We start from the raw sequence: 12,177 nt of genomic DNA on the forward strand, positions 1-12,177 counted from the left end.
CCGACTGCGGGAATTATAAGAGCCGATGGCGCAAAGGCCAGCTTTGCTACAATCGCGCAACAATTGGACCCCGAGGTACCTATGAGCGAGCCGATTCGCCTGACCCAGTACAGCCACGGCGCAGGCTGTGGCTGCAAGATCTCCCCCAAGGTGCTGGATGTGATCCTCGCCGAAAGCGGCAGCCAGGCGCTGGACCCCAAGCTCTGGGTCGGCAACGCCTCGCGTGACGACGCTGCCGTGTACGCCCTGGACGACGAGCGTGGGGTGGTCTCGACCACCGACTTCTTCATGCCCATCGTCGACGATCCGTACGACTTCGGCCGTATCGCCGCGACCAACGCCATCAGCGATATCTACGCCATGGGCGGCGACCCGCTGATGGCCATCGCCATCCTCGGCTGGCCAGTCAACGTATTGCCGCCTGAAGTTGCCCGCGAGGTGATCCGTGGTGGCCGTGCGGTCTGCGCCGAAGCGGGCATTCCACTGGCCGGCGGCCACTCCATCGATGCGCCCGAGCCGATCTTCGGCCTCGCGGTGACCGGCGTGGTCGGCAAGCGCAATCTCAAGCGCAACGACACCGCGACCGTCGGCTGCACGCTGTACCTGACCAAGCCATTGGGTATCGGCATCCTCACTACCGCCGAGAAAAAATCCAAGCTGCGTGAACAGGACCAAGGCCTGGCGCGCGACTGGATGTGCACCCTGAACACACCCGGCAGCCGCTTCGGCAAGCTCGACGGGGTCAAGGCCATGACCGACGTGACCGGCTTCGGCCTGCTCGGCCATCTGGTGGAAGTCGCCGAAGGCAGCGGCCTCACCGCACGTCTGCAGTTCGATGCAGTACCGCGCCTGCCGGGTGTCGAGCACTACCTGGCCGAGGGCTGCATCCCCGGCGGTACCCTGCGCAACCACGAAAGCTATGGCCACAAGATCGGTGCCCTGAGCGATGAACAGAAGCACCTGCTGTGCGACCCGCAGACCAGCGGTGGCCTGCTGGTAGCCGTGAGCCCCGAGGGCCAGGCGGAGTTTCTGGCGGTCGCCGCTGAACTGGGCCTGGATCTGGCGCCGATCGGCACGCTGGTCGAGCGACAGACCTACGCAGTCGAGGTGATTTGATGCGCCCCGACTGCACCGACTTCAAACAGCTGTTCCTCGACGATGCGCCGATGATGGACATGCGCGCACCGGTCGAGTTTGCCAAGGGCGCCTTCCCCAGCGCCATCAACCTGCCGCTGATGAACGACCAGGAGCGGCAGAAGGTTGGCACCTGCTACAAGCACCAGGGCCAAAGCGCAGCCATCGCCCTGGGGCACCAACTGGTCAGCGGCGCGGTCAAGCAGGCGCGCCTGGAGGCCTGGGCCGCATTCGCCCAGGCCCATCCCCAGGGGTATCTTTACTGTTTTCGTGGCGGCCTGCGCTCGCAGATCGTCCAGGGCTGGCTGAAAGACGTGGGCATCGACTATCCGCGGGTCAAAGGCGGTTACAAGGCCCTGCGGACCTTCCTGATGGACACCACCCAACAGGCAGTCGAGCAATGTGACTTCGTGCTGCTGGGCGGCCTGACCGGCACCGGCAAGACCGACGTGCTGCTGCAACTGGACAACGTGCTCGACCTCGAAGGCCACGCCAACCACCGCGGCTCCAGCTTCGGCAAGCGCGCCACCGTGCAACCGGCACCGATCGATTTCGAGAACCGCCTGGCCATCGATGTGCTGAAAAAACGCGCGCGTGGCGTGCAGCAGTTCGTGCTGGAGGACGAGGGGCGGATGGTCGGCAGCTGCTCGGTGCCGCTGGCGCTGTACCAAGGCATGCAGCAGTATCCGCTGGTGTGGTTGGAGGACAGTTTTGCCAATCGCGTCGAGCGCATCCTGCGTGACTACGTGATCAACCTGTGTGCCGAATTCATTGCCCTGCATGGCGAAGAGGATGGGCGCCGCCTGTTTGCCGAGCGCCTGCGTCAGAGCATGGGCAATATCCACAAGCGTCTGGGGGGCGAACGCTTCCAGCGGCTGTATGGGCTGCTGGAGCAGGCGCTGCAGGTGCAGATGCACAGCGGTGAGGTGGACCTGCACCGAGGCTGGATCGAGGGTTTGCTGAACGAGTACTACGACCCGATGTATGCGTACCAGCGTGAGGCGAAGTCGGGCAGGATCGAGTTTGCCGGTGATGCACTCGAGGTGCGGGAGTACTTGAAAGCACGGGCGCTGCGCCGGCGCTGATCGCCTCGTGGGGCATGGCACCGGCTTTGCCGGTGCGGTACCTCTAGGAGCAGCGGTTCGCCGCTGCGACTTGTCCCGCGAACACGGGCGTAGCCCGTGCCAGGCAGCGCGGTGTATTTTTCGCGGGCAAGCCCGCTCCTACAGGGTTCGAGACCGTTCACTGTCCGGGGCTGAGAATCCGCTCCAGCTCCGCGGCGCGCTCGCGGGTCATGTCCAGTACGCACATGCCGCCTTCGAGTTGCGCCATGGTCCCGCCGCTGGCCTGGACATGGAACTTGCAGTTCTTGTCACGAAAGCTGATCCAGTCGCGCTGCACTTCACGCAGGCTTTTCTGCTGCGGCGCATCGAGCTTGCCGAGCAACTGCTTGTAGACACGGTTGAGGCGGTCGTCCTGCAGCTTGGTTTCATCCTTGATGCAGGCGCTCATCGCAACGGTGCTGGAGGCCTTGTCCATGCATTTGGTATAGGTGGGGGAGTTCTCGTCGGCCTGGGCCTGCGAGACGAACATCAGCGCGGCAACGACGGCTGCCAGGGAATGCTTGAACATCGAAGAGAACCCTCTGATCGGAAAGATTGCCAGCCTAGCAGCAAGTGCGCCGCATGGCCCCTGTGACCCTGTGAAATCGGACCTGTCCTACGCGCGCGAATGCCAGCCCCGACAATGGGCAAGGATCAGCTCGCGCAACCACTGATGCCCAGCATCGCCCTCGCGCCGGGCATGCCAGGCCTGGGCAAAGCTGAACGCGCTGATCGGCAGCGGCGGCTCGAATACGCGCAGGGCCTTGTCTGGCGGGCTTGCTGCCAGGCTGCGCCGGGCCACGGTCAACACCAGATCGGTCCCGGCCAGCACGGTCTGGGCCACCCCCCAATGCGGGAGCGTGAGGGCAATGCGCCGACGGACGCCGAGGGCCTTGAGTGCCTGGTCGATCTCGTTGTCGATACCGGGGCGTACTGCCACCAGCACATGCGGACGCGCCAGCCAGGCGTCGAGGGTCAGGTTGCCGCGCACCGGCAAGGTGCCGCGATCGGCCACGCAGACGAACGACTCGTCGAACAAACCCTGCTCATGGATCTCCGAGGGCAACTCGGGGAACACCCCAAGCGCCAGGTCGACCTCCCCGTCGATCAACTGCCCGAGCATCGCTTCGCGGCTGCCCTGGGAGATGACCAGATCGATCTGCGGCGCCACGCTGCGCAACTCGCGCATCAGCGCAGGGAGGACCACCTGGGCGCCGTAGTCGGACATCGCCAGGCGAAAGGTGCGGCGCGCCCTGCCCGGCTCGAACCCCGGGCTGCCCAGCAGCCCGTCGAGCTGCGCCAGTGCCTGCTGCAATGGGTCGCGCAGGGCCTGCGCGCGGGGGCTGAGCACCAGGCGTGCGCCACGACGCACCAGCAGCGGGTCGGCGAAGATATCGCGCAGTTGCGCCAAGGCATGGCTCACCGCCGGCTGGCTGCGGTGCAGTCGGATAGCTGCGCGGGACACGTGCTGCTCGCTGAGCAGTGCATGCAGGGTCAGCAGCAGGTTGAGGTCGATGCGACGCAAATCATCCATATGACGAATAAAGCCTGTGCAGAATTCGAATTTCCATCATTTAAGCGCATACAGGAGACTGGGCCAAGGTTATCCACAGGAGTTCACGCCATGCCCAAGGTCATTGCCTTGTCTGCCACCCTTCCCTTGCTCATCGCCCTGCTCGCCGGGGCGGCGGTGCCTTTTCAGGCTGGCAGCAATGCCGCATTGGGGCGCTTGCTCGGGCACCCGTTGTGGGCAGCGGGGGTTTCGCTGCTGGTCAGCCTGATGATGCTGGTGCCGGCGCTGCTGCTGATGCGCGCGCCCATGCCACAGCTGCAGAACCTGGCCCAGGCACCCTGGTGGGCCTGGCTGGGGGGCGTCGCCGGGGTGATCTACATCACCGCCGCGTTGGTGCTGACGCCACGCCTGGGCGCGGCGGGGTTCATCGTCTGCGTGATCGCCGGACAGGTGCTGTCGTCGTTGCTGATCGACCAGTTCGGCTTGATGGGCCTGCCGGAGAAACCCGTGAACCTGCCACGGCTGTTGGGGGTGGCGATGATCGTTGGGGGCATGCTGGTGGTGCAGTGGGGCACGGCACGCAGCGCCTGAGCCCAGACCGCTACAGGCTGTGTGCAGGCTCGGGCGGCATCAGCACCTGATCCACCTCGAAGCGCAGCGAGGGCATTTGCGTGGCGGCATACAGCATCACGCCGAGCGCTGCGATCAGGGCCACGTCCAGCCAGTTCCAACCCGGCATGTCGTCGGCCTTGCGGGCCTTCCAGCACCACCAGGCCTGACCTGCGCAGAAAGTCAGGATCGACAGCGACCACAGGTAGAACCCGGCCCCGAAACCTGTGACATCGTGGAACGCGTAGCTGCGGTTGTCGGGCAGCCGCTCAACGCCGAGGCTGCTTGCCGCCAGATATAGCGCCAGCAGGCCGAACAGCAGCGACAGCCGCCGCAAGCGCCGATGGCTCAGGATCGCCAGCGCCAGCAGGGGGTTGGCGAACCACTGATACAGCTCGAATGCCACGCCCCAGGGGCCGTAGAGCAGCATCTGCAAAGCAGGCATATGCTGCTCGGCGCCCATCAGGGCGCCATCGAAAAACAGGCCAAGCAGGTAAAGCAGCAGGCTGATGCTGATGTAGTAGGCTGGCAACCGGAGCTCCATCGGATCGGGCGAAACCCCGACCTTACCGCACCCGCGCCTCAGACGACAGGCGGTTCCAGCAACAACCCGTAGATCCCCGAGTCGGACAACTCGCCCGCCACGCACCAACGGGCACGCAAGGTGCCTTCGAGGACGAAGCCCTGGCGCTCCAGGGTGCGCGCCGAGCCTTGGTTGCGCGGGTCGATCTCCGCCTCCAGGCGGCGCATGTGCAGGGTATGGGCCAGGTAGTCGATGAAGCAGGTCAGCGCCTCGTCCATGTAACCCCGGCCTTGCACCGCCTTGGCCAGGCAGTAGCCGATCTCGCCGCGACGCGAATCGTCATCGAGATTGAACAACTGGACCATGCCGATCAGTTCGCCGTTGTCGCGACGGTACATGCCGAGCTTGAGCAGATTGCCGGCGGCATAGGCTTCGCGGTCGGCGGCCAGGGCGCTTTCGGCCTCGGCCAGTTCCTGCCAAGGGGCGTGGTGCCAGAAACGCATGACCTCAGGATCAGCCATGATCGTCAGCCACTGCGCGGCATCGCCGTGACGCATGGGGCGCAGCTGCAGGCGCGGGCTGTCCAGGCACAGGTCGCTGGGGAAACTGCGGGGGTGGGTCACACCAGGGCTCCTTCGCACAGATGTAGATCAACACGTTAGTCTAGCGTCAGCGTCAAGGATGGAACAGTCGCTCCCGACGGGCTAGAGCATCGCCAGCAGTCGTGTCCAGCGTGCCTCCTCGAGTCGCGGGTTCATAACGCACAGGCGCATGACTGTCTGCCCCTGCCACTCACTTGGCACCACCAGGGCAATTCCCTCCTGCAAGCACCGTTGCGCCCAATCGTCGTAGTCCGGTGCCTGCCAGCCCAGACGCCTAAACAGGATGACACTCAGCCCTGACGCCTCGATCAACTCCAGTCGTGGATGCTCGGCGATACACGCCCGCAACCGCTCGGTGAGGGCCAGGACCTGCTCCAGGGTGTCCTGATAAGCACGGGTACCATGTACTGCCAACGAAAACCAAAGCGGTACCCCCCGGGCGCGCCGGGACAGATGAAACGCGTAGTGCATCGGGTTGCAGGCTTGCGAAGCGTTGATCCGGTCAAGGTACACGGCATCCTGGGTAAAGGCGGCGGGCACCTCCTCGGGCGCGGCGTACAGCAACGCACAACAGTCGTAGGGGACGAACAGGCCCTTGTGCGGATCGATAATCAGCGAGTCGGCGAGCTCGATCCCCTGAAAGCGCTCCCGCACACTCGCAGCGCAGAGAAATGCTCCGCCGTAGGCCGCGTCCACATGCAACCATATCTGCTGCTGGCGTGCGATGCGCCCAATCCCTGACAGCTCGTCGATCTGCCCGGTATTGGTCGAGCCCGCCACCGCCACCACCGCCACCACGTGTTCAGAACGCCCCTCGGCGGCCAGTGCGGCCAAGGACTGCGCCAAGTTCGCGGCAGTCATCCGGCCAAGCGCATCGGCGGCCACTGTCACCACCTCGAGGTCCAGCAGGCCGGCACTCACGACGATGGAAGAATGCGCGCCCTCGGTGGCCAGCAACACTCCGTCACGCCCTCCTCCCCGTGCCCGATAGCGTTGCCGAGCCGCAACCAGCGCAGAGAAGTTGCCGGCCGTTCCGCCACTGACGAAGCAGCCTGCGGCCTGGGCAGGCAAACCGGCAAGATCGGCCAGCCAGCGCAGGGCCTGGTTCTCGGCCCAGATCAAACCCGCCCCGCCCAGCCAGCCCGAGCCAATCATGCCGCTGGCCGACAGCAGCCCATCCATCAATGCCGCTTCCGGTGTCGGCGCCGAGCCGATGTAGGCCAGATAACCTGGGTGATCAGTGGGCACACCCTGACGGCTGAGCACTTCAGTGAAGAGCTTCAGCGATGCCTGCAAGCCGAGGCCCTGTGCCGTGATGCAGGCACCGACCTGGGTTTGCAGGGTCGCAGCCGAGGCGGGTGCCGCCATCGGCGCACGCTGGCCGAGCAGCGCCTGACGCATCGCCTCCAGCATCAGCTCAAGCGATTCATGCGTCAGGCCGGCGTCGCCGATGCCGGGCAGTGCGGGGGTTGGTGCGCGCATGTTCAGGACATCCTTGTAAGCAGAGAGGCGGCGCTTCGATAATCGCGCCGCACCAGGGTAAAACCGGCATGCCGGTGCTCGCCGCCCTGGAAGTCGGGGTGGCTGCGCAGGTACTCGGCAACGCTTCGTCCCTGGGCGATGGCGGTCTCGACGTGACCGAGCGCCAGGCGTACGCACGTGCCGAAGTCCGGAGTAGCGTGTGGGCACAGCGTCGACAACTCGTAGCCCTCGAGCAGCACATCGAACTCATCGATCACACAGTCGTCAGGCAGCAGGTACAGAGTGTCGGAGCGGCCATGTAGGCGGATCTGCTGTGCAACCTTGACGTGTGAGCCCATCAACGCATGGATCGGCGGCCCGGCGCGCGGCTGCGGCACCTGACCAACGCCAGCCCGCAGCGACTGTGCCAGGCGCTCGCCGTAGACCGAGCCATCCGACCAGACCTCTTCGAGGTACCCTGATGCACTGGCAAGGTACTCCAGCATCGCTGCGACCTGCTGCCTCTCGCTTGCACACAGCCGGTACGCACCGACGGCCTGACACAGGTCTGGCGCCGTGGCGGCGGGCAGCAACAAGGGCACGCCCGCCGCCTGATACAAGGCACCCGCGACGCGCGCGCACTCGCTGTTGAAATGCCCGACCACCGCACTCACACCGGCCTCCAGCAAACGCAGGGCAGCGACCAACGCCAAGGCCGGATCGGCGCCATCGTCCGCCCAGCACACTCGCAGCGTCGTGCCACTGGCGGCCCGGCGCAACCACCGACCATAGGCCGCACGCGGGCCGGTGAATGGACCTACTATGCCGACCTGTTCCACTCAGGCACGCTCCGGCATCAACCGTTCCAGCGTCTTGGCGCACATCGTCGGTAGCCGCAAGCCACCTTGGCAGGGGAGCACCTGGGTTGCATCGAAGAATGCGCAAGCCTTGGCGGCATCCTGCTCAGGGGCTTCCAGGCCGAGCCATTCGGCCAACTGCTGGGCGAGGTCAGGTGCCAACGGCGCCAGCGCATGGGCCAGCCAACGTGCAGTCAAGGCCTGAAGCGCCACAGCAGTGCGGGCATGATTGGACCAAGGCCCCTGCCCTGTATCCACCAGGTAGACCTGGGCCAGGCCGAAACGCGCCACACGGTCGATCACCTGGGCCACTTGCTCGGCCATGCGCCGTGGCGAGAAGCTGTCGAGCGACGCCGCCTGGCGATAGCTCTGCATCCATTGGCACAGTTCGTCGTAGTAGGCCTTGTGGTCTGCCAACCAGGCACCCGGCTCCGGCACCTTGCCTGCCTGTCGCGCCAGGCTGCGCTGCAGGCTCTCGGTCCAGCCGGACAACTGCTGGGCGAACAAGGTGTTGATCCGCTCGCTGATCCGGGCCACGGTGAAGTCGCTGCGAACACCCTCGGGACGGGTCAGCATCAGCGCCATGCGGGCGTAGTCGCGCCCCGCCTCGGCCAGGAAGTCCTTGCCCCAGATCAGGTGGCGACGGCTGGTAGAGAACTTGCTGCCATCGAGGTCAAGCAGTTCGTTGACCACGTGATGACCCGGCGGTGTGAGCCCCAGCGCCAGATACACCGCGGGGAACAACAGCGTGTGGTAGTAGGCGTTGTCGAAGCCATAGCAGTGAACGATATCCATCGCCCCCGAATAGCACTGGGCGGCTCGCGCCAAACGATCCTGGCCGGCGACCGGCAACTCGCCGGCAGCCCACAGGTAACCGAAGGCCATTTCGAACCACACATACAGGATCTGGTCCTGGAACCCTGGCAGGCGGTGCCGTATACCCCAGTCGCTGCGGTGGCTGATGCAGATATCGGGCAGGCCCTGGACAAGCATGGAATGGCACAGCTGATAGACATGTGCCGGCATGCTCGCCGTCTGTACATACTGGGCCAGTTCATCGGCCAGCGCGCTCAGGCGGAAGAACAGGCGCGGCTCGATCTTCAGCTGGGGCTGGCGACCATCGCGCTTGACCCGTGGCTGGGACAGGTCGACGCACTGGTTAGGCCGGCCACAGGCTTCGCAGGCGTTGCCATCGCTGCTCTCGCCGCAATGCGGGCAGCCGCCATGAATGAACGCCTCGTGCAAGGCATCACCGCGGTCGTCGACGAATACCGGGGTGTCCTTGGCATAGATCAGGCCTTTGTCATGCAGGCGTTGCACGTACTGATGCACGAAATCGGCATAGGCACCCTGGTTGTCCGGGGTGATGAAAAGGTCCATGTCGATGCCGAACATGCCCCAGGTGTGGCGGATCGCTTCGGCATAGTGCTCGGCGCAGTCGACGGCTGTGCGGCCTTCCTTCGCCGCGCAGGTGACCACATAGGTCTGGTTGTCATCCCGGCCACTGCCATAGAACGCCTTTGCCCCTGCACCTGCCAGAACGCGCTTGAGCACGTCGCCCGCAACATAGGGGCCGCTGAGATGGCCAAGGTGCAGGTCGCCATTGGGCGTGGGAGGAGTGGCGAAAATCAGTGTGTCGCGCACAGGCTGCACGGCCACCGGGTTCGCGGTACCGGCATCCCAGTACAGCGAGTGAAACTGCAGGGGTGCGTCTTCACTGAGGTTGTGCACGGTGTGCGATTCGAAGCGCTGGCAATGAACGGCGTCACCCGCGGTTACTTGCAGCGATTCGTTCGCGGTACGCACAACGCCATGCCCGGCGGTGAACACGAAGATTTCATCTTCGAAATGATTGTGCGCCTGGCTCTGCTCGCCTGGCGCCAAGGTACAACCCATCAGGTTGAGGTTCGAGCCTGGCAACTCGACGGCACGGGCGTGGACATTGTAGAAGCGCTTGGCAGGGGAAAACATGTTGATCTTCTTCACGGTCGTCTCTCTATCCTTGAGTGATTTCACGAGCGAGGGTCATGGCAGCGTAAGGCGCCATCTTGAAGCCACCGCCGCTGAAGCCTGAGGCCAGCAATACCCCATCCGGCAGGCCAGGCTGCTGGCCGAGCACGGCGATCGGTTGGGTGCTGTAGCAGTCGCTGTGGCACAACGCGCCATCCATCTGGGCATGGCGTAACCACGGGAAACGCAGTTGGCCGCGCTCGCGGGTACGCTGCACATGCGCAGGATCGGCCGGGGCGTAGGCGTGGCTGGCCGGTACCCGCTGCCCAGTAGGATGGCCCACATAGAACCCCTGGGTCAGCGGGCACCAACGGCCGTTCAGATCGTGCTCGTCGTCGATAAAGCACGGCGCCGTCAGCAATGCTGCCTCACCTTTGAAACGGGTGACCTGGATGTGCTGGTTCCACAGGCCAAACGCCTGCCCGAACTGCGTCTGCACAAATTCTGCAGTCGCGTTCCCCATCGCCAGCACCACATGCGTGGCTGCATGCTCGCCGGCAGTGGTCTGCACGCCGACTACCCGTCCCCCGGCGCCATCGAGGTTCAGGCCCTGCACGCGCACGGCATCACGGTAGACACCACCGTTGGCAATCCCCGCGCCGACCAGGTATTCCAGGGTAGGACGTGCCTGCATATAGCCCGAGCCCGGTTCAAACAGCGCTTGCTCGGCGCTGATCGCAAAGCCTGGATAATGCGCCGCCAGTTGCTCTGGCCCGACCAGCTCGGCAGGCACGTCGTGCTCGGTGAGCCAGTCGTGCATGCGCGCCAGGGCTGCGGGCTCGGCGAAATGCAGGTAGCCGGTGCGGGCGAATGGCACCTGCGCCGTGTCCGCCAACTGCCGGTAGAAGTGATACCCCTGCGCCGCAGCAGCAGTGGCTGCTGCGTGACTGTGAGCGACCCGCACGATACACCCGGAAGCGCCGGTGATGCCGCACCCCAGCGGCTTCTCGTCGATCAGAAGGCAGCGCTTGCCCATATCGCCGAAGATCTTGAAACAGGTGGCGCCGATGATCCCGGCGCCGACGATGATCACGTCAAACGGCTTGCTCATACTGCCTCCGCGTCAGGCTGGCACACAGGTCGTCGACAATTTCGCCCGCGCGAATGGCCATGTTGGAAATCAATGTGGCGCTCAGGCCATGCGAAGACTCGGCAATGCCGGTGGAGTAAAGCAGCGGCGCCGCTTCACCCTTGAAGGTCAGCCGATAGTGGCGCGACAGCCAGGCGCCGCCTTCGTCCTTGATCAATCGCGCGGCAAGCCCGCTGCACAGCAGGTCGGCGATGTTGCGTGGGCGAAATCCCGTTGCGCAGATCAGGTAGTCGCAGGCGATGCTCTGCACCTCACCACTGAGCTGTCGGCTGAACGTCACTTGCAGCTCATTCCCATGAGTGCTCGCCATCTGGAAACGACTCAGACGCTCCAGCACCAGGCGTTGCTGGCCGGTGACTTCATCGTCATACCACTGCCGGTAGAGCTTCTCGATCAGCGCCAGGTCCACGGCGGCGTAATTGGTAGAGGCGTGGACTCGCAGGACATGCTGGCGCACGTGGGGTGGCGCGGCATGGAAATCGTCGACGGCGTCGGCGTCGAAGATCTGGTTGACGAAGGGGCTGTCGTCGGCAGGCGTATAGCCGTAGCGACCGAGGATTGCTGTCACCCGCAACGATGGGTAGGTCTCCAGCAGGTACTCCACCGCCTCGGCGGCGCTTTGCCCTCCTCCGACTACTACACAATGCCCGTCAGCCTTGGGCGGGGTTTCCTGCAAGTGCTTCAGCAAATGATGAACATGGGTAATGCGTGCGTCGGCGTGCAGGCCTTCCGGCAAGCGCGGCTCCAACCCCAGAGAGTGCACCACGGACCGGGTCAGCAGCGAGGTGGTGGTATCACCTACGCGCATCTCGATGCGCAACAGTGCTGCACCGTCGTCGCTGACACCGCCTTCGACGATGCGTATCACCTGGTGCCCGTAGTACACCTGATCACTGAACTCGGCCGCGCACCAGCTCAGATAGTCATGGAACTCCACGCGGGCAGGGAAGAAGTCCTTGCGGTTGCAGAACGCTGCAATCCTGCCCTTGCTGTGCAGGTAATTGACAAAGGTGAAGTGGCTGCGCGGGTTGCGGAAGCTGACCAGATCCTTGAGGAAGGACACCTGCATCGTCGCATTCTTGAACAGCATGCCTTTGTGCCAGGCAAAGCCGGGGGCGCTGTCGACGAACGCGACATCCAGTTGCGGTGCCATTTCCTGGAGTGCGATGGCGAGTGCGATGTTCGAAGGGCCGAACCCGATGCCCACCACATCGTGAACCTTGCGCTCGCAAGGGCTTCTGGCCAAGTCTGTTGCAAAACTCATGTGAACTCCCT

At 64.5% G+C, this 12,177-nt stretch carries 12 protein-coding genes; 3 read left to right on the forward strand and 9 right to left on the reverse strand.

Going from position 1 to position 12,177, the window contains the following annotated elements; translation table 11 throughout:
* The first annotated feature begins 81 nt into the window (after nucleotides 1-81).
* Complete coding sequence (gene selD, locus ACMGGG_RS19505; protein WP_125931442.1) at nucleotides 82-1,116, forward strand: selenide, water dikinase SelD; 1,035 nt, start codon at nucleotides 82-84, stop codon at nucleotides 1,114-1,116.
* Entirely contained in the window at nucleotides 1,116-2,219 is a 1,104-nt protein-coding gene (gene mnmH, locus ACMGGG_RS19510) for a tRNA 2-selenouridine(34) synthase MnmH (RefSeq protein ID WP_414154239.1), read from the forward strand. The genes selD and mnmH overlap by 1 nt, the downstream gene beginning before the upstream one ends.
* Before the next feature lie 157 nt (nucleotides 2,220-2,376).
* Here mnmH and ACMGGG_RS19515 read toward each other — a convergent pair whose 3' ends face one another.
* A complete protein-coding gene (locus ACMGGG_RS19515; RefSeq protein WP_063546084.1) occupies nucleotides 2,377-2,766 on the reverse strand; it encodes a lysozyme inhibitor LprI family protein in 390 nt (129 codons plus the stop codon).
* A gap of 87 nt (nucleotides 2,767-2,853) precedes the next feature.
* Nucleotides 2,854-3,771, reverse strand: a complete 918-nt coding sequence (locus ACMGGG_RS19520; RefSeq protein WP_063546085.1) for a LysR family transcriptional regulator — start codon at nucleotides 3,769-3,771, stop codon at nucleotides 2,854-2,856.
* A 90-nt stretch (nucleotides 3,772-3,861) separates the two neighbouring features.
* Between ACMGGG_RS19520 and ACMGGG_RS19525 the strand changes: the two genes are divergently transcribed.
* Nucleotides 3,862-4,341, forward strand: coding sequence for a DMT family transporter (locus ACMGGG_RS19525; protein ID WP_054892523.1), 480 nt, complete (start codon nucleotides 3,862-3,864; stop codon nucleotides 4,339-4,341).
* Between the two features lie 10 nt (nucleotides 4,342-4,351).
* Here ACMGGG_RS19525 and ACMGGG_RS19530 read toward each other — a convergent pair whose 3' ends face one another.
* The 7 genes from ACMGGG_RS19530 to ACMGGG_RS19560 all read right to left on the reverse strand — a co-directional run bounded on the left by ACMGGG_RS19530 (nucleotide 4,352) and on the right by ACMGGG_RS19560 (nucleotide 12,166).
* Nucleotides 4,352-4,891: a hypothetical protein gene (locus ACMGGG_RS19530; RefSeq protein ID WP_054892522.1), complete on the reverse strand. Its 540-nt coding sequence runs from the start codon at nucleotides 4,889-4,891 to the stop codon at nucleotides 4,352-4,354.
* 50 nt (nucleotides 4,892-4,941) lie between these two features.
* Nucleotides 4,942-5,505, reverse strand: coding sequence for a GNAT family N-acetyltransferase (locus tag ACMGGG_RS19535; protein ID WP_063546086.1), 564 nt, complete (start codon nucleotides 5,503-5,505; stop codon nucleotides 4,942-4,944).
* An 81-nt stretch (nucleotides 5,506-5,586) separates the two neighbouring features.
* The gene (locus ACMGGG_RS19540) at nucleotides 5,587-6,966 is read right to left on the reverse strand and encodes a pyridoxal phosphate-dependent decarboxylase family protein (protein ID WP_414154240.1); all 1,380 of its coding nucleotides are present in this window, start codon (nucleotides 6,964-6,966) and stop codon (nucleotides 5,587-5,589) included.
* A 2-nt stretch (nucleotides 6,967-6,968) separates the two neighbouring features.
* Nucleotides 6,969-7,784: an ABC transporter substrate-binding protein gene (locus ACMGGG_RS19545; protein WP_414154241.1), complete on the reverse strand. Its 816-nt coding sequence runs from the start codon at nucleotides 7,782-7,784 to the stop codon at nucleotides 6,969-6,971.
* Nucleotides 7,785-9,788, reverse strand: a complete 2,004-nt coding sequence (locus ACMGGG_RS19550; RefSeq protein ID WP_414154242.1) for a class I tRNA ligase family protein — start codon at nucleotides 9,786-9,788, stop codon at nucleotides 7,785-7,787.
* Between the two features lie 10 nt (nucleotides 9,789-9,798).
* The gene (locus ACMGGG_RS19555) at nucleotides 9,799-10,863 is read right to left on the reverse strand and encodes an NAD(P)/FAD-dependent oxidoreductase (RefSeq protein ID WP_063546089.1); all 1,065 of its coding nucleotides are present in this window, start codon (nucleotides 10,861-10,863) and stop codon (nucleotides 9,799-9,801) included.
* Entirely contained in the window at nucleotides 10,847-12,166 is a 1,320-nt protein-coding gene (locus tag ACMGGG_RS19560; RefSeq protein WP_112899149.1) for a lysine N(6)-hydroxylase/L-ornithine N(5)-oxygenase family protein, read from the reverse strand. Before ACMGGG_RS19560 ends, ACMGGG_RS19555 begins: the two co-directional genes overlap by 17 nt.
* Nucleotides 12,167-12,177 lie beyond the last annotated feature (11 nt).

The organism is Pseudomonas sp. BNK-44-b (assembly GCF_047456245.1).
Taxonomy (GTDB): Bacteria; Pseudomonadota; Gammaproteobacteria; order Pseudomonadales; family Pseudomonadaceae; genus Aquipseudomonas; species Aquipseudomonas machongensis.